This is a genomic window from Marinactinospora thermotolerans DSM 45154 (assembly GCF_900167435.1).
GTDB lineage: Bacteria > Actinomycetota > Actinomycetes > Streptosporangiales > Streptosporangiaceae > Marinactinospora > Marinactinospora thermotolerans.
In genome coordinates, this window is the sequence record NZ_FUWS01000013.1 from 110598 (window position 1) to 127227 (window position 16630).

A 16630-nucleotide genomic window follows, 5' to 3' on the forward strand; every position below is an offset into this window, starting at 1 on the left:
GCCCACACCTTGGGACGGACCGGGCCGACGATGCCCCGGCGGAAAAGGTCAGGAGCGACCGGGGTAGGCGCGCTCCTTCGGCCCGACGTAGAGCTGACGCGGACGCGCGATGCGCGCGGCCGGATCGTTGCGCAGCTCCCGCCAGTGCGCGATCCACCCGGGCAGCCGGCCGATGGCGAACAGCACGGTGAACATGTTCGTCGGGAAGCCCATCGCCCGGTAGATCAGCCCCGTGTAGAAGTCGACGTTGGGGTAGAGCTTGCGGTCGACGAAGTACTGGTCGGACAGGGCGTGCTCCTCGAGCTGGAGCGCCAACTCGAAGAGCCGGTCCTCGCCCTCCTGGCGGGACAGGATCTGCTGGGCCAGTTTCTTGATCTGCTTGCTGCGCGGATCGAAGTTCTTGTAGACCCGGTGCCCGAAGCCCATGAGCCGGGTCTTGCTCTCGCGGTCCTTCACCTTCTTGATGAAGGAGTCGACATCGCCGTCGACCCGCTGGATGCCCTCCAGCATCTCCAGCACCGCCTGGTTGGCACCGCCGTGCAGCGGTCCGGACAGCGCGTTGACGCCGGCGGCGATACTGGCGAACAGGTCGGCCTGTGAGGAACCGACGACCCGGACGGTGGCCGTGGAGCAGTTCAGCTCGTGGTCGGCGTGCAGGATGAACAGCAGGTCCATGGCCCGGACCAACAGCGGGTCGACGCCGCCCTCGGTCGGACCGAACGTCATGTTCAGGAAGTTCTCGACATAGCCGAGGGACGGGTCGGGCTCCACCACGTCCTGACCGGTGGCCCTGCGGTGGATCTGCGCCGCTACCGTCGGAAGCTGGGCCAGGAGGCGGATGGTGGCCTCATCCACCTGGGCCGGATCGGCCGGGTCGCAGGCGTCGGCGTGGAAGGCCGCGAGCATGTTGACCGCGCCCGACAGCGAGGCCATCGGGTGGGCCTCCACCGGGAAGGCCGCGATGAGGTCGCGCAGGCCGGCGGGGATGGCGGCGTTGTCCCGCAGGCGCGCGGTCAACTCGTCGAGCTGCTCGGGGGTGGGAAGCTCCCCGTGGACGAGCAGGTGACATACCTCGGCGAACGTGGCCCCCTCGGCCAGCTGCTCGATGGGGTAACCGCGATAACGGAGGATCCCCGCGTCTCCGTCGATGTAGGTGATCTCCGAGCGACAGGCGGCGGTGTTGCCGAAACCGGGGTCGAGGGTGACCATCCCCGTGGACCCCAGCAGGGTCTTCAGCTCTATCGCCTCTTCGCCTTCGGTACCGGAGAAAACAGGGAGCCTGTGCGTTCCGCCGTCATAGCGCAGCTCCACGGAGCGGCCCTCAGAGACTTCGTTCATGCCGAATGCGACCTTTCCGGAAGGGAAGAGGCTAGGCCGGGCGACCCGCCACCCCGTTGATCTCGATCCCACTTCCCGCGGCCCCTCCGGGACAACCGACACCGCCCCGAAGGTCCATCATCGTCACCTGAACTTCCCGAAAGAATTCTGGATAAGATAATTACGCCGCTAAGTGATATTTACATCAGGTAAAACGATAAGCGTAGCGGCATCCTATAACCGCAGGAGAAGTGGATCAAGTGGCACATGCCACATCACCGGAAAGATGTGGCGCATTTAGACAGAGCATAAAGTTCTACGGGTTTTACCCGCAGGGCCGGGAGTTCGTCGGAAAACACAATGGTGTACCATGCCCGCGCCCCGGCCCCGGTGCCCCACGGAGCGGTGGAGCCGCCACGCCCCCCGAAGAGGCACCCACGGCCCGCCCGCCCCGGAGGGAACCGTCCTCACCCTCGCTGCTCAGTGCCCCCCGCAGGCCCCTCACGGCGCGACCGCGGCACGGCCGTCGACTGGCGGACGACCAGGCGGGTGTCGAGATGGACGTGGTCACGGACCGGTCCCGCCGCCCGCACCGCCCGCACCGCCAGCTCCGCCGCCCGCTCCCCCATCTCGGTGACCGGCTGGGCGACGGTGGTCAGATCCAGTAGCGCGGCGACATCGTTGTCGTCGAAGCCCATCACCGACACGTCGCCGGGCACGTCGATCCCCGACCTGCGCGCCACCTGCAGCACCCCCATCGCGACGTCATCGGACTCGGCGAACACCGCGGTCGGCGGCTCCGCCATCGACAGCAACCGCGCCATGGCCAGCGCCCCGCCCTGGTGGCCCGGCGGCTCGGTGACGACGACCGCCTCGGCTCCCGCCTCGGCCATGGCCGCCTCGTACCCCCGCAGCCGGTCCCGGGAACTCCACGAGAATCCGGTCTGGTCACGGGAGCACACATAGGCGACACGCCGGTGGCCGAGGTTGAGCAGGTGCCGCGTGGCCCCGGCGGCGGCCGCGGTGTCGTCGGTGAAGACACAGGCCCGGCCGGGGACCCGACGGCCGCAGAACACGACGGGCAGGCCGATCTCGTCCAGCCGCGCGACAGCGGTGTCGCCGAGGTCGAGCGCGACCGCGATGACCGCGTCGACGTTGCTGCGCAGCGGCAGTGAGCGGACGTAGGCGTCCAGCTCGTCGACGTCGCCCACCTGGTAGACGAGCATGTCCTGGCCGCTCGCGCGCAACCGGGTGCTCACCCCCGCCAACGCGACACCGAAGAACCAGGGCTGAAGGAACGGGACGAGGACCGCGATCCGCCCGGTGACGCCGGTGACCAGGCTGGAGGCTCCGCGCGAGACGACGTAGCCGAGTTCGGCGGCCGCCCGCTCGACCTCGGCCCGTACCGCGGGGGCCACCCCGGAGGCCCCGCGCAGGGCCCGGGATACCGTCGACAGCGAGACCCCCGCACGCGCCGCGACATCACTCATGCGCGGGTGCTCGGGAAGCGGCATGTCCACGATGGTAGGCATGCCGCTCATGAGCGGCAACGCCACCACCACCGGTCCGGAGCGACCGCGCGCCCTCGTCCCCGTCCCGCGGACGATGACCGCGGGCGCGCTGCCACCACGTCCGCCGGACGGGTGAACGGCGACGGCGGCACCGCGTCCCCCTTTCCGGTAACCGGAGAAACACAGAACGCGATTTCCACCCCCGAAGCGCAACTGAAATCAGGTATTGAATCCACACCCCTTTCCTCACTCATCCCCATTCAACTCTTCTCTTCGGAAAAATGCCGGTGATACGATCAATGAATGGATCACACGGTTGGTCTGACCCTGGCCGAGGAACTCGCCCTCATCGCCCTGGGAGATCACGACGGAAAACCGATCCTCAACGAGACGGTTTTCCAAATCGGCCTGGCGGGTGCGATGCTGGCGGAGATGGCGATCCTGGGAAGAATCGACCTCTCCGGCGACCGCGTCACCGTCACCGACACCACCCCTACCGGTGACCCCCAGATCGACGCCCTACTGGACAGGATCGCCCAGGAGGCGAAACCGAGAAAGGTCCAGTGGTGGGTGGAGAAAATCAAGTCGAGCGCTCTCCAGAAAGGGACACTGGAACGTCTCGCCGCCCGGGGCGTGGTGAGCGAGAGCGAGCACCGTGTTCTGGGGATCCTCCCCATCCGGCGCTATCCCCAGGCCGACCCCGACCCCGAGACGCAGATCCGCTCGCGGATCCGCGCCGTCCTGGGGGGCGGCGCGGCCGACCAGCGCACGGCGGCGCTGATCGCCCTGATCGACGCCTGCGGAATGACGCGACGGCAGTTCCCCGAGGCGAGCAAGGGGCGGATCAAGCGGATCATCGAATCCGACCAGGCGGGCCGGTCCGTGAAAAAGGTGATCCAGTCGATCCATCTGGCCACCGCGGCGTCCATCGCGGTCATCGGCGCCGCGGGGGCCGCGAGCGCGGGGTGAACCACACCCCGCGCCGATGACGCGCGGTGCCCGGTACGACCGGACTCCTCCTCACCTCCGTGGAGACGGCACGGCGCCTCACGCTCCCACGCCTGCGGCCCGACAGTCTCGACACACCAGCACCCGGGCAGGCCCCGTGCCCCGCCCGAGAGAGGACACGCGCCCAGGGCGCCAAGGAACAACTTGCGGCATCTGAAAGACGCAACGCTTTACACGTGTCATATTCTCGTCATTTTTACGCCATATGACTGTTTCCGGAACGCGTCTCTCCCGGCAGCGTGACCACTCTTTGCGGCGTCTCGTTCCGCGCTCGGCGTCCGCTTCGGCTCTCACGGCCCCGCGTCAACGAGGAAAAGAGGCGGGAACCGGATTCCCCACGGAACAGGCCCGATCATCGAGACCGGCTCGTGGCCGCGGAGCACGTACCGCCCCGGACCGTCCCGGGCAGACAACGGCGCGGCCCGGGACGGCCACCGTCCTCTCCTCGTGGCACACGACCGCCACGGTCTCGCCCCTCTACGAGAACGGACCCGCTCGGGCGCGCGCGACCTGGCCACGCGCCCGAGCGGGTCCTCTCGGCGGAGGGTGTGGGATTTGAACCCACGAGGCCCCGTAAGGACCTAACGGTTTTCAAGACCGTCGCACTCGGCCACTATGCGAACCCTCCAGTCCCCGTCTCCGGGGTGCCGGAAACGATGCTAGCTCACCTCGGCCACGCGAACGCCTCCCCCACGGTGGCCGCGAGTTCGAGGAAGGCCTCACGGGTGGCTGGATGCATCCGCTCCAGCACGACCTCGGCCCCCTCCTCCAGGTGCGCGTCCCACGGCACCCGGACCACCGTGCGCACCCGGTTGGCGAAGTGCCCTTCCAACCGGTCCAGGTCCACCGTGCTGCGCCCGTGCGGGCGCACCATCGCCAGCACCACCACCGCGCCGCGCACCAGGTAGCCGTACTCGTGCGCCTCCAACCAGTCCAGCGTGGCGCTGGCGCTGCGCGCCCCGTCCACCGACGGCGTGGTGACGACGATGATCTGGTCGGCCAGCCCCAGCACCCCGCGCATCGCCGAGTGCAACAGCCCTGTCCCACAGTCGGTCAGGCACACGGTGTAGAAGTGCTCCAGCAGCCGCGACACCTCGCGGTAGTCGGTCTCGCTGAACGCCTCCGACACCGCTGGATCCTGGTCGGAGGCCAGGATCTCCAACCGGCTGGGCGACTGCGAGGTGAACGCCCGGATATCGGCGTAGCGCTGGATCTGCTCCTTCTCGTTGAGGAGGTCGCGGATGGTCGCCGCGGTCTCCAGGTGCACCTTGTCCGACAGCGTGCCCCGGTCGGGGTTGGCGTCCACCGCCAGAACCCGGTCGCCGCGCAGCGACGCCAGCGTCGATCCCAGCGCGACCGTGGTCGTGGTCTTGCCCACCCCGCCCTTCAGCGAGAGCACCGCCAGTCGGTGGTGCCCGCCGGCCACGTGCGTACGCGCCCGTGCCACCAGTTCGCGGCGGCGCAACTCCGCCGCCGACTCGCCCGGATGCACCAGCCCGAACGTCACCGCGTGTACTGCCTTGCGCCATCCACCCGCCGGAGGGCTGCGTCGCTCACGCACCAACGGTCCCAGCCCTCCATCGGGCACCGGCTGCGGCCCAGTCGCCACCGGCGGGACCTGCGCCCCCTCTGGCTGGGCGGGGAGGGCCGAACGGGCCCCGGGGTCCGGGGTCGACCGCTGCCACGCCGGCGCGGAGGCTCCGTCCCCTACTCCGGTGGGAGGGGACGCCCCCTCCGCGTCCGGTGGGGTGGGTGCCGTCCGGTGGGGCGGCGAAGGAGGCGTGAAGGGCTCGCGTGGTCCGGACGGGGCCCCCTGAGGCCGGGGCGACGCCGAGGGCGCCTCCGGAGCGGGCCCGCGACGCGAGGGCGGGAACGGCTCACCGTGGGGAGGGGCATGCGGCCCCGGCGTGTCCCCCTCCCACGGCCGTGGCATCGGGGTGTCCGGCTGCGGTGCGGGCGGAGCGGCGGGAGCGGGTGTGTCCGTGGCGGGGGAGGAAAGGTCCGCGTCCACCGGGGGCAACGGCTCGGGCTCGGGGAGGTCGTCCTCCGGCTCGGGAACGGGCGTCCGTGGTTCCCCGGCCACCGGAGGCGGGGTGGCAGTCCGTTCCGGGACAGCCGGCGGAACCGAAGGCGGGGTCGCAGTCCGCTCCGAAACAGCCGGCGGAACCGAAGGCGGCGGGGGAACCACGGGCGGTCGCGGACCGGTGGGAGAGGCCGGCGGTTCGGCCTCCCGCGTGCCCTGTTGCGGTGGCCGTCCCGGCTCCCCCGCCCGGGACGGCGTACGCCAACGCGGCCCGGAGTCGTCGGATCGGCCGGGGCTGCGTTCCTCCCGTGGTGGCATGGCGGGCTGCCCCGGGAAGGGAGTGTGGCCGGAGGGCGGTAGCGGAACCGAGTAGGGCGACGCCGGCATCCCCCCACTCGTGGAGGGCCGGGCGTAGGGCGGCGGAGGCGGGATCGGTCCCACCTCGAAGTCGTCACCGAACCACTGGTCGGCGGGAGAGGGCGCCAGGTCCCCGGCCTCGTCGCCCGGCACCGCGTCGCGCTCGCGCTCATCGCCCGCTTCTCGCCCATCGGCGCGCTTGGGACCGTCGTGCTCTGTGTGTGCCACCGCGGTTCTCCTCATAGCGGGACATGCGGAACAAGGTGTGGGCACCGTCGAAACGGGCGGTGTGCCGCCGGACGCCCCGATCAGGTCATCCAGAGTCGCGACTTCTCCCCTCCCGCGTCAACTGCGTCAAAACTACCGAGGAGGAAACACCCGCGGAGAGGTGGAGGCCGACCAGTGGAAAAGAATCCGGACCGGGAAAACGCCTGGGGGTAGCGTTCACGTATGCGAGCGATTGTCATCAGTGAACCCGGCGGTCCCGACGTCCTCACCTGGTCCGAGGTCCCCGACCCTGTCGCGGGCCCCGGCGAGGCTCTGGTCGAGGTGACGGCTACCGCTGTGAACAGGGCCGATGTCAGCCAGCGGCAGGGTAGCTACCCGCCGCCGCCCGGTGCGCCGGAGTACCCGGGCCTGGAGTGCTCGGGGCGGATCGTGGAACTCGGTCCCCAGACCGAGGAGGCCGGGTGGAAGGTCGGTGACGAGGTCTGCGCGTTGCTCAGCGGTGGCGGGTACGCCGAACAGGTGGCGGTCCCCGTCGGCCAGTTGCTGCCGATCCCCTCGGGGGTCGGGCTCGTCGAGGCGGCGGCGCTTCCCGAGGTGGCCTGCACCGTGTGGTCGAACGTCTTCATGCGGGGCGGGCTGCGCTCGGGTGAGTCTCTCCTGGTCCATGGGGGCGGCAGCGGTATCGGGACGTTCGCGATCCAGCTCGCCCACGCTCGGGGGGCCCGTGTCCTCACCACGGCCGGCAGCAGGGAGAAGTTGGACCGCTGCCGCGAACTCGGCGCCGACGTGGGCATCGACTACCACCGTGAGGACTTCGCCTCGCGGGTGAGGGAGGAGACGGGCGGGGCCGGCGTCGACGTGATCCTCGACATCATGGGCGGCTCCTACCTCGACGCGAACCTCCGCTCGCTGGCCGTGGGTGGACGACTGACCATCATCGGCCTCATGGGCGGGCGCAAGGCCGAAATCGATCTCGGCCGGATGCTGGTCAAGCGGCTGTCCGTGCACGCCACGACCCTGCGCTCGCGTCCCACCGCGGAGAAGGCGGAGATCGTCGCCCAGGTCGCCGAGCACGTGTGGCCCCTGGTCGAGGCGGGTTCCCTCCGGCCTATCGTGGATCGTGAGCTTCCCCTGTCGCAGGCGGCCGAGGCACATCGCATCATGGAATCGAGTGCGCACGTCGGCAAGATCGTGCTCACGAACTGACGAAGGCTTCGCCGCCCGTTGTCCCACACGTGAACAGGTCGCAAGGTGAGAGTTTGATGAGCAACGGATTCAACGAAGAGCAACCGCACGTCCTGATCGTGGGCCCTGACGGCGCCCCCGTCGCGTCCGGCGAGGCTTCAGACCGAGAGGCCTCCGAGAAGTCCGACCACGAGTCGGAGGAGCGTCCGGTCACCGAAATGGTCGAGCAGCCGGCGAAGGTGATGCGCATCGGCAGCATGATCCGCCAGCTCCTCGAGGAGGTGAAGGCCGCGCCCCTGGACGAGGCCAGCCGGGCGCGGCTGAAGGAGATCCACGCCAGCTCCATCAAGGAGCTGGAGGACGGTCTGGCTCCGGAGCTGGTGAACGAGCTGGAACGACTGTCGCTGCCCTTCACCGAGGGCGAGACCCCCAGCGACGCCGAGCTGCGGATCGCCCAGGCCCAGCTCGTGGGCTGGCTGGAAGGGCTGTTCCACGGCATCCAGACGACGCTGTTCGCCCAGCAGATGGCCGCCCGCGCGCAGCTGGAGAACATGCGCAAGGCCCTGCCCTCGGGCCTGTCGCACAACGTCCAGGGTCAGGAGGTGCCTGGCGGGCACGGGCACCCCGGCCACGGTTCGGGCCCCTACCTGTAGGGGCCCCAGCACTGAGGGGCGGGCGCCACGGGCGCCCGCCCCTCGGCGTCACTTCTTGTTGATCGGTTCCAAGACGTCGCGTCCGACGAAGGGACGCAACGCCTCGGGGACGACCACGGAACCGTCGGCGCGCTGGTGGTTCTCCAGGATGGCGACGATCCACCGGGTCGTGGCGAGCGTGCCGTTGAGGGTCGCGGCGAACCGCGGTTTGCCGTCCTCGTCGCGGTAGCGGATGTTGAGCCGCCGCGCCTGGAAGTCCGTGCAGTTGGAGGTGGAGGTCAGCTCCCGGTAGCGGCCCTGGGTGGGCACCCACGCCTCGCAGTCGTACTTGCGGGCGGCGCTCGTCCCCAGGTCCCCGGCCGCGATGTCGACGACGCGGTAGGGCAGTTCGAGGCGGTCGAGCATCTCGCGTTCCCAGGCGAGCAGCCGCAGGTGCTCCTCGTGGGCGCGGTCGGGATGGGTGTAGACGAACATCTCGACCTTGTTGAACTGGTGTACCCGGATGATGCCGCGGGTGTCCTTGCCGTAGGAGCCCGCCTCGCGGCGGAAGCACGACGACCAGCCGGCGTAACGGGCCGGGAGCGCGTTGGCGTCGAGGATCTCGCCCGCGTGGTAGCCGGCGAGGGGGACCTCGGAGGTGCCGACGAGGTAGAGGTCGTCGGCGGGCAGCTGGTAGACCTCGGCCGCGTGGGCGCCGAGGAACCCCGTTCCCTCCATCGTGTCGGGCTTCACCAGCACCGGCGGGATCATCGGGGTGAAGCCGTTGGCCACCGCCTGCTGCATCGCCATGTTGAGCAGGCCCAGCTCCAGCATGGCGCCGACACCGGTGAGGAAGTAGAAGCGCGCGCCGGAGACCTTCGCGCCCCGCTCGGTGTCGATCGCGCCGAGCATCTCCCCCAGTTCGAGGTGGTCGCGCGGGGTGAAGTCGAACTCGCGCGGGGTGCCGACCTCCTCGACCACCACGAAGTCGTCGACGCCGCCCTCGGGCGCCCCCTCCTCGACAAGGTTGGGCACCCCCGACAGGGTCTGGTCGAGTTCCGCGGCGATCCGCTCGGCCTCGGCCTCGGCCGCCTTGACGTCGGCGGCGAGCGTCTTGGCCTTCGCCAGGATCTGCTCGCGCTCCTCGGGGGAGGCCTTGGACACCGACTTGCCCACGCTCTTCTGTTCGGCCCGCAGGGACTCGAAACGCGCCAACGCGGAGCGGCGGCCGGAGTCGAGCTCCAAGAGCCGGTCGACGATCGATTCGTCTTCGCCGCGGGCTCGCTGTGAGGCGCGGAGTCGGTCAGGGTCATCCCGGAGAGCACGCAGGTCGATCACGTGAGCAGGTTACCGGTGATATGGACCGGTGACACGCGGATTACCCCGCCGGGCGTCCGCCGGGCCGGCGAAAGCGGCCACCCCAGGCGGATGTCAGCGGATCCGGCCGGAACGGACACGTTCCAGCCACTCGGCCGCCGCGTGGAAGTCGGCGTTGGAGTTGCTCCTGGAAGGCATGAACGGGGTGTAGTCGTTACCTGCGGCGGAACGCGGATAGCTGCCGAGGAAGCGGATGTCGGTGCAGATACGCCGTAGCCCCATGAGGGCCTCGCCGACCCTGGCCTCGGCGACGTGCCCGTCGGCGTCCAGGAAGAAGCAGTAGCGTCCCAGGCCGTCACCGGTGGGCCGGGACTCCAGCCGGGTCAGGTTCACCCCGCGCACCGCGAACTGGTCGAGCAGCTCGGCCAGGGCGCCCGGATGGTCGTCGGTGAGGAAGGCGACGAGCGAGGTGCGGTCGGTCCCGGTCGGTTCGGGCAGCGGGCCGGGACGCGCGATGCGGACGAAGCGGGTGGCCGCCTCGGAGCGGTCGCCGATGTCCTGGGCGATCGGGCTGAGCCCGTAGCGCTCGCCGGCGATGCGCGCGGAGATGGCGGCGTCGTAGGGCGCCCCCGGCTCGGCGACCGCCCGCGCGGCCGCGGCGGTGGAGGAGACCGTGGTGGCCTCGGCGTGCGGTAGGTGCCGGGACAGCCAGCCCCGGCACTGCGCGAGCGCGTGGGAGTGGGTGGCGACGCGCTTGATGTCGGCGAGGGTGGCCCCCCCGCGGGCGAAGAGGAAGAACTCGACCGGGACCTCGACCTCGGCGGTGATGATCAGGGGCTCGCCGTTGATCAGCTCGGCCAGGGTCGCGGTGACGCCGCCCTCGACCGAGTTCTCCAGCGGGACCACCCCGGCCGTGGCCTCGCCACGGCGTACCGCCGCGAACACCGCGTCGACGCCGTCCGAAGGGACCGTGTCCTCGGGGGCGACTCCGGGTTCGAGGGCCCGTAGCGCCGCCTCGGTGAAGGTGCCCTCGGGCCCCAGGTAGGCGTAGCGGTTCGGCATACGAAGCAGGTTATACCCAAGGTCGGGGCGGTCGCCGGACATCGCGCGGACAGGTCGGCGGCCGGATCCCGGGCTCAGCGGCGGCCGGCCTCATGGCGGGTCTCCTCGAGCTCCCGGCACCGTGGGGCAGGCTCGTCGGAGGCTTCAGCCTGGCGTGGGGAGGCCGGCCGGCGTCCCTTCCCTCGCGTCTCTGCGCCGGGTCGATCGTTCGCCGAGGCTCCCCCCGCCTCGTCGTCCACGCGGCGGGGGGCCTCCGTGGGGGCGCTGACGGGGACGACGGCGGGGGGCGGGGCCGCGTCGTCGGAGGCGGAGTAGCCGGGGCCTCCGCCGAGGCGGGCGGCGCGGACCGCGCGGTACTCCTCGGGGGAGAACGCCTCGACCGCCTTGCCCCCCTCGACGGTCTTGGCATAGGTACGGGTCTCGGTACGGCCATTGATCGAGGTGAGGACGACCCCGTCTCCCGCGGCGTTGAGCATGGCCAGCGAGAAGGAGCGGGCGCCGGACATCTCTTCCAGGGCGTCATAGCGCACGATCGCGACATCGCGGATGGCCCGCGTGTCGACCTCCCCCGCGTCGGCGACCAGCCGCCGTACCACGGTTCGGCATTCGTCGACGGTCGCCCGGGCCCGGCGGAGGGCCAGAGCGCCCAGCAGGGCGCCACCCAACCCGAGAAGGAGACCGGTCATCGCCAGGATCATGGTAGATAGCACGATCCGAGCGTAATCATTACCGACCGTTTATGCTCGCATACTCCTAGTGTTTCTTCCGGCCCGCCTGGCCGACGCCGCGCGCGAGACGCCTCGTGACGCCGCGCACACGCTCGCCCGCGTTGCGCAGGCCGCGCGACAGGGTCGGCCGGAGCTCGCGCGCGGCGAGCGCGCGACCGACGTCCGCGAACTGCCGGGCGCGATGGAGCTGGGCCCGCAGGTCGGTGCCGGTGGCCCGGTGTTCCAACGGCACCTCGACCTCCAGGACCTGAAAGCCCTGGCGGAGCAGGTCGATCGTCAGGCCGGTCTCGACCCCGAACCCGGGGGCGAGGGGGCGGGCCGCCTCGAAGGCCGCCCTGGTCAGACAGCGCTGGCCGTTGAGCGGCTGCTCGGGTTCCCAGCCGGTGGCCCGGCGAATGCCCTCGCGCGCCAGGCGCACCACGAACCCGTGCCCGCCCAGGCGCATGCGCGTCGCCGGGAACAGCGCGATCGTCATGTCGGCGGCACCGGAGAGGACGGGTTCGATGAGGGGCGCGGCCCCACTCGCGGTGTCGGCGAGGTCGGCGTCGAGGAAGAGCAGGTGACGGGGAGACGCGACAAGGCCGTTCGAGGTCTGCTGCTCCTCGATGAGGCGGACGCCTTCGGCGCCGCTCTCCATCGCCGCCCCCTTGCCCCGGTTACGGCCGTGCCGGACGACCCTGGCACCGGCGTCGGCGGCGACGGTCGCGGTGCCGTCGGTGGATCCGTCGTCGACGACGAGGACGAGATCGACGCCGGGCAGCGCCCGCGCCGCCCGGACCGTGGACGCGATGCGTTCGGCCTCGTCCTTGGCGGGGATCACGGCCGCGACGCGCGCTCGCGCGTCGCGGCCGGGGGCCTGGGAAGCCATCGGGTGTCCTTCGGACCTCAGGAGGTGACGCCGCTACCTGCTGCGACGGGGAGGGTGTCGGCCGACGTATGCACCGTGAAGACGGCGTCGAGCCCGGTGATCTGCAGGATCTTGGTGACAGCGGGCCGTGGGGCGACGAGGACGAGGTCGCCGCCCTTTTCCCGGGCCCGTTTCATCGCCGACAGCAGCACGTTGATCCCGGTGGAATCGCAGAAGTCCACTCCGGACAGGTCGGCGATCAGCCGGGACGCCCCGCCGTCGAGCGCGCCGATGAGTTCGTCGTGCAGACGCGGTGCCGTATAGAGGTCGATCTCACCACGAATGGCAACCATGGCGTGATCCGCATGAGATTGACTTGAGATCTTCAACTCCACAGTCGAGACTGTAGCGGTCACGCGGAGTCGTGGCCACCTCGTCGGCCGTGTTTCGTGGGACCTCACGCATTCGGGTGATTAGCCGGCCTCTCGCGGGGAAGGTTAAGCTCTCATCCCCTGTGACGTGGCCAGCTCCCCGCTCCGGTCCGAGCCGCGCGAACACGTCTCCACCGGCGTACCGGCGTGCCCGCCCACGTTCCCCTCGTCGGCCGGGATGTCGATGACGGCCCACACCGTGGTGGTGCTGTCGTCGACTTCGGTCCCCCACTTGGCGGCGAGGTGCTGCACGATCCCCAGCCCCCGGCCGCCGAGCGCCGACAGGGACGGCCGCGCGATCCTCGGCAGCGTCTCGGCCCCGCCGTCGCTGACCGAGATCTCGATCCACCCGTTGGCCGCGGGCTCCTCGGGGACGAGCACGATGTTCCAGCACACCCGGACGGTTCCGGTGGGAAACGGCGGAGGTAGGGGCGCGGCGTGCCGCAGCGCGTTGCTGAGCAGCTCGCTGACGATCAGCGCCGCGTCGTCGATCTTGGCTTCGCCGATCCCCAATGCGTGGAGATCCGAGCAGAGGTGTTGACGTGCGCTGGTGACACTCGACGGCGCATGTGGCAGCAGTACGGCCCTCGACACGTCCTTCTCCTGTTCCTCGGCGCGCTGTCCCCGTACGGCCGGCTGTCCCGGCCCGGCTCCGGAGGAACGTTGTGGCGGTGGCGCGCCCTGACGTCGGTGGTGCGTTGTCTCTTTCCGGCCGCTTGGCGACCCTGATCTCGTCCTCGAACCCCGCCAGGGCCGAAATGCCCCGTTCGCTCCCCCCGGAAACCCATCACGTCCGGCCGATCGGAGAGCAGGTCATCGCAGTTGGGACTCCTCGGCCTCTCCGGAGGGCGGGACGACCGGCGGGATCGCGATGTCGGGAGAGGGGTTCCGGACACACTGTAATGTGAATCTCATTCGCGTTCCACGCGGTTCCCGTCGATGCGCGGTGACCTCACCGCTCTGCGCCCGTGCCAGCCGGCGCACGATGTACAACCCCAGCCCGATCCCGCCGAACCTGCGGCGATCCCCCGCCTCGCCCTGGACGAAGCGCTCGAAGATCCGCTCCTCGTCACCGGGGGCGACGCCGATTCCCTCGTCCTCGACCGTGATGACGACACGGTCGCCCTCGACCGCGGCCCGCAACGTCACCGGACCGCCCTCGGGCGAGTACTTGAACGCGTTCTCCAGCAGCTGACCGATGATGACGTCGGTGGCCACCGGGTCGCCGAGCACCTCCGGCAGCGACTCGGGCAGCTCCAGGAGAAGCCGGTGCCGTCCCGAGAAGGGATGCAGCGCGGACATCGACCCGCGTAACAGGCGGGCGACGTCGAAGGGGACGTTGTCCACGTCGAGCTCGCCGGTCCCCGCGTGCGAGCCGAGCAGCACGTTCTCGACCAGGTGGGCCAGCATCGTCGACCGCTCGGCGATCGTGGCGACCGCCGACCTGCGCGCGGCGTCGTCCATCTTCTCCCAGCGCTGCACCAGCGTGTTCGCGAAACCCTGGACGACCGTGATGGGGGTGCGCAGCTCATGCCCGGTCGTGGCGAGGAAGAGGTCCTTCTCCTCCTCCAACGCCTTGGCCTGGGTGATGTCACGGAAGTCGACGACCCGCTCGCCCGTCTCGGGGATGTCGGCGATGAGGATCTCCAGCCAGCGCCCATTGTCCAGGCGGTGCTTGATCGGCTCGCCCTGGCCCGCGGGGAACGGGAAGGGCGGCATCCGCCCCACCACCTCGGCGGAGGACAGCCCGGTGAGCTCGGCGGCGGAACGGTTCCACTTGCGGACCCTGCCCGCCTGGTCCAGCACCGCGATGCCGTCCGCGCTGGCGTCCACCACGGCGTGCTCGTGGGCCCGCCTGCGGACCATCTCCTGGTAGGCCATGGCGTTTCCCAACGCCACCCCGGCGTGGGCGGCGAGGAGCTCCAGCAGTTCGAGCTCGATGTGACCGACCTTGCCCTTGCTGTAGAGGGCGTACAACGCCCCATAGGGACGGCCCTGCACGTTGGACACCCCCAGGGCGATCGTGTGCAGTCCTTCGAGGTCGGCCCAGATGAGGTCGCCCAGGGAACGTGTGTCGTCGGTGGCCAGCAGGACGGTCTTGCCGCTGCGCAGCAGCTCACCGAACAGGCTGGACTCCAACGAGGCGGTGTAGCCGCGCAGGTGGTCGGACAGCTGGGTGAGGCTGACCAGGCGCAGCCGGTCCTCCTCGATCAGCACGAACCCCCCGGCGTCGGCGCCGGTCAGCTCGGTGAGACTGTGGGCGATGCGGTCGAGGACGGCCGGGAGGTCGAGATCGGCGTTGATGTCGGCGACCACGTCGGTGAGGCGGCGTACCAGCCGAGCACGCTCGGCCATGTGACTGCGGACCGCCCCGGCGTCCTCGGAGGCGTGGAACACGTTGACCCATCCGGCCGCCCGGCCCTGGCCGTCGTAGAGGCAGCTGGTGTCGGCGCGGACATCGATGACCCGGCCGTCCCGGCACGACCGACGGGTCAGGATGGACACGGGCCCGCCCGCGCGCACCCGCTCCAGCACCGCGTGGTGCTCGGCCACGAGCTCCTCGGGAACGAACGGCGCCGGCCCGCCGATGAGCTCGTCCGCCCGCCAGCCGAACATGCGTTCCGCCGCGGGGTTCCACACGACGACCCGCAGTTCGGTGTCGACGGCGACGATCGCGTCGGCCGCCGACGTCAAGACGGCGTCCGCGCTGAGGGAACCAGGCTCGAACGTCACGTTCGTCATAGTGCCATTCGCCCACCGGTGCGCGACGTGGGAACGGCGAGGTTGGTGCAATTGGGTGCCTCTTCCTCGCCACGCCTCCGCCGTCCGACCCCTCTGACGTGGCATCCTGCAATCCCCGCCGAAGACGGGGTGATGCGCGAGGCGAGGACGGACGTGACAAAGACCTGGAGCGAGGAGCGGCCCGGCGATCCGGACCTGGGCGGCGACCTGGACGCGCTCATCCGCGCGACGTCGTCCTGCCCGCCCCCACCGCCCGCGCCTCCCCGCAGGAGCGCGCTTCCCCGGGAGGCGCTGGACGTGGTCACCGGCACCGTCGAGACACCCATCGGCGTCCTCTCCCTGGCGCTGACCCGGCGCGGCCTGGTGTCGTGCTCGTTCGACGCCGAGGAGACCGTCCTGCCCCGGCTGGCCCGGGCGGTCTCGCCGCGGATCGGGGCCCACGAGGCCGGGCTGGATCCGGTCAGGCGCGAACTCGACGCCTACTTCGACGGCAGGCTGACGTCGTTCACCATCCCGCTGGACCTGCGCCTCACCAGCGATTTCGGCCGGCTCGTCCTGCGCTCGCTGCTCGACGTCGAACACGGGACGACCACGACCCACGGCAGGCTGGCCGCGCGCATCGGCCGGGGCAGGGCCATCCGCGCCGTCGCGAGCTCCCTCGCGACGAATCCGGTCTGCGTGCTGCTGCCGTGCCACCGCGTGGTGCCGGAGGACTATCCCGAGGACACGGGCCCCTACGCCGGGGCCCCGAGGCCAAACGCTTCCTGCTGGGGTTGGAGGCGTTCACCACGGCCCGCACCGATTAGGGGCCGTGGCGGCGCGGGACATCGCTAGACGACCCGGGGGTCCTCGCCGTTCTCGCTGGTCATCGGCCGGCCGGCGAGCGCCCAGGCGCTCATCCCGCCGGCGATGTTGGCGGCCTGCCAGCCGGCGTCGTTGAGGGCCTGCACCGCCTGGGCCGAGCGTCCACCGACCCGGCAGATGACATAGACCTGCCGATCGCGCGGGACCTCGCCGGCTCGCTGGGCGAGGTCGCGCAGGGGGATGTGGACGGCGTGGGGAGCGTGCCCGGCCTGCCATTCGTCGTCCTCGCGCACGTCGAGCAGGTAGCCGTCCATGGGAACGGCGTTGACCTCGACGACCGGAACATTTCCACCAAACACCCGAAAAACCCCTTGCGTCACAATCCGTATGGGAGAAACTACGAACGGGAACCCCGCAACGGGCGTTCGCGTCCAACAG

General features: G+C 70.5%; 15 protein-coding genes, 1 tRNA gene and 1 pseudogene. 5 read left to right on the forward strand and 12 right to left on the reverse strand.

Annotation, left to right across the window (positions count from 1 at the left end; all coding sequences use genetic code 11):
* Positions 1–48: 48 nt before the first annotated feature.
* Both B5D66_RS21505 and B5D66_RS21510 read right to left on the reverse strand, forming a co-directional pair.
* Entirely contained in the window at positions 49–1338 is a 1290-nt protein-coding gene (locus B5D66_RS21505) for a citrate synthase (RefSeq protein ID WP_078763614.1), read from the reverse strand.
* A 446-nt stretch (positions 1339–1784) separates the two neighbouring features.
* Positions 1785–2831, reverse strand: a complete 1047-nt coding sequence (locus B5D66_RS21510) for a LacI family DNA-binding transcriptional regulator (protein ID WP_235001144.1) — start codon at positions 2829–2831, stop codon at positions 1785–1787.
* Here B5D66_RS21510 and B5D66_RS26380 point away from each other — a divergent pair.
* Positions 2830–2964, forward strand: coding sequence for a hypothetical protein (locus tag B5D66_RS26380; RefSeq protein ID WP_268805622.1), 135 nt, complete (start codon positions 2830–2832; stop codon positions 2962–2964). The two genes, B5D66_RS21510 and B5D66_RS26380, sit on opposite strands and share 2 nt — an antisense overlap.
* A 167-nt stretch (positions 2965–3131) precedes the next feature.
* Positions 3132–3797, forward strand: coding sequence for a GOLPH3/VPS74 family protein (locus tag B5D66_RS21515; RefSeq protein ID WP_078763615.1), 666 nt, complete (start codon positions 3132–3134; stop codon positions 3795–3797).
* A gap of 579 nt (positions 3798–4376) precedes the next feature.
* On the opposite strand, the gene B5D66_RS21520 is transcribed toward B5D66_RS21515, so the two are convergent.
* Both B5D66_RS21520 and B5D66_RS21525 read right to left on the reverse strand, forming a co-directional pair.
* A tRNA-Ser gene (locus B5D66_RS21520) sits at positions 4377–4464 on the reverse strand.
* 36 nt (positions 4465–4500) lie between these two features.
* A pseudogene (locus B5D66_RS21525) lies at positions 4501–5865 on the reverse strand (AAA family ATPase); the annotation flags it as partial.
* Positions 5866–6666: 801 nt separating this feature from the next.
* Between B5D66_RS21525 and B5D66_RS21530 the strand changes: the two are divergent.
* Together B5D66_RS21530 and B5D66_RS21535 are read left to right on the forward strand one after the other, a co-directional pair.
* Positions 6667–7650 (forward strand): NAD(P)H-quinone oxidoreductase, encoded by a 984-nt coding sequence (locus B5D66_RS21530; RefSeq protein ID WP_078763617.1) that lies wholly within the window; start codon positions 6667–6669, stop codon positions 7648–7650.
* Positions 7651–7706: 56 nt separating this feature from the next.
* Positions 7707–8282 carry a bacterial proteasome activator family protein gene (locus B5D66_RS21535; RefSeq protein WP_078763618.1) on the forward strand — a complete coding sequence of 192 codons (576 nt, stop codon included), beginning with the start codon at positions 7707–7709 and terminating at the stop codon, positions 8280–8282.
* Between the two features lie 48 nt (positions 8283–8330).
* On the opposite strand, the gene serS is transcribed toward B5D66_RS21535, so the two are convergent.
* From serS to B5D66_RS21570, 7 genes are all read right to left on the reverse strand, one after another.
* Positions 8331–9599 carry a serine--tRNA ligase gene (gene serS, locus B5D66_RS21540; RefSeq protein ID WP_078763619.1) on the reverse strand — a complete coding sequence of 423 codons (1269 nt, stop codon included), beginning with the start codon at positions 9597–9599 and terminating at the stop codon, positions 8331–8333.
* A 93-nt stretch (positions 9600–9692) separates the two neighbouring features.
* Complete coding sequence (gene pheA, locus B5D66_RS21545; protein WP_078763620.1) at positions 9693–10640, reverse strand: prephenate dehydratase; 948 nt, start codon at positions 10638–10640, stop codon at positions 9693–9695.
* Positions 10641–10714: 74 nt separating this feature from the next.
* Positions 10715–11350 carry a DUF4446 family protein gene (locus B5D66_RS21550; RefSeq protein WP_327309168.1) on the reverse strand — a complete coding sequence of 212 codons (636 nt, stop codon included), beginning with the start codon at positions 11348–11350 and terminating at the stop codon, positions 10715–10717.
* A 43-nt stretch (positions 11351–11393) separates the two neighbouring features.
* Positions 11394–12236, reverse strand: coding sequence for a glycosyltransferase family 2 protein (locus tag B5D66_RS21555; RefSeq protein ID WP_078763622.1), 843 nt, complete (start codon positions 12234–12236; stop codon positions 11394–11396).
* Between the two features lie 17 nt (positions 12237–12253).
* Positions 12254–12610, reverse strand: coding sequence for an STAS domain-containing protein (locus B5D66_RS21560; protein ID WP_078763657.1), 357 nt, complete (start codon positions 12608–12610; stop codon positions 12254–12256).
* A gap of 102 nt (positions 12611–12712) precedes the next feature.
* On the reverse strand, positions 12713–13159 hold the full coding sequence (locus B5D66_RS21565; RefSeq protein WP_394330078.1) for an ATP-binding protein: 447 nt from the start codon (positions 13157–13159) through the stop codon (positions 12713–12715).
* Positions 13160–13459: 300 nt separating this feature from the next.
* Positions 13460–15379 carry a sensor histidine kinase gene (locus B5D66_RS21570; RefSeq protein WP_235001145.1) on the reverse strand — a complete coding sequence of 640 codons (1920 nt, stop codon included), beginning with the start codon at positions 15377–15379 and terminating at the stop codon, positions 13460–13462.
* A gap of 162 nt (positions 15380–15541) precedes the next feature.
* Between B5D66_RS21570 and B5D66_RS21575 the strand changes: the two genes are divergently transcribed.
* A complete protein-coding gene (locus B5D66_RS21575) occupies positions 15542–16222 on the forward strand; it encodes a methylated-DNA--[protein]-cysteine S-methyltransferase (protein ID WP_159457296.1) in 681 nt (226 codons plus the stop codon).
* On the opposite strand, the gene B5D66_RS21580 is transcribed toward B5D66_RS21575, so the two are convergent.
* Positions 16219–16551: a rhodanese-like domain-containing protein gene (locus tag B5D66_RS21580; protein ID WP_078763626.1), complete on the reverse strand. Its 333-nt coding sequence runs from the start codon at positions 16549–16551 to the stop codon at positions 16219–16221. The genes B5D66_RS21575 and B5D66_RS21580 overlap by 4 nt on opposite strands.
* Positions 16552–16630 lie beyond the last annotated feature (79 nt).

Bases quoted from the DNA above. Each gene is read 5' to 3' on its own strand.
- B5D66_RS26380 (WP_268805622.1), top strand. From the start codon at position 2,830: ATGTCCACGATGGTAGGCATGCCGCTCATGAGCGGCAACGCCACCACC.
- B5D66_RS21535 (WP_078763618.1), top strand. From the start codon at position 7,707: ATGAGCAACGGATTCAACGAAGAGCAACCGCACGTCCTGATCGTGGGC.
- B5D66_RS21505 (WP_078763614.1), bottom strand. From the start codon at position 1,338: ATGAACGAAGTCTCTGAGGGCCGCTCCGTGGAGCTGCGCTATGACGGC.
- B5D66_RS21515 (WP_078763615.1), top strand. From the start codon at position 3,132: ATGGATCACACGGTTGGTCTGACCCTGGCCGAGGAACTCGCCCTCATC.
- B5D66_RS21510 (WP_235001144.1), bottom strand. From the start codon at position 2,831: ATGCCGCTTCCCGAGCACCCGCGCATGAGTGATGTCGCGGCGCGTGCG.
- B5D66_RS21555 (WP_078763622.1), bottom strand. From the start codon at position 12,236: ATGGCTTCCCAGGCCCCCGGCCGCGACGCGCGAGCGCGCGTCGCGGCC.
- B5D66_RS21530 (WP_078763617.1), top strand. From the start codon at position 6,667: ATGCGAGCGATTGTCATCAGTGAACCCGGCGGTCCCGACGTCCTCACC.
- pheA (WP_078763620.1), bottom strand. From the start codon at position 10,640: ATGCCGAACCGCTACGCCTACCTGGGGCCCGAGGGCACCTTCACCGAG.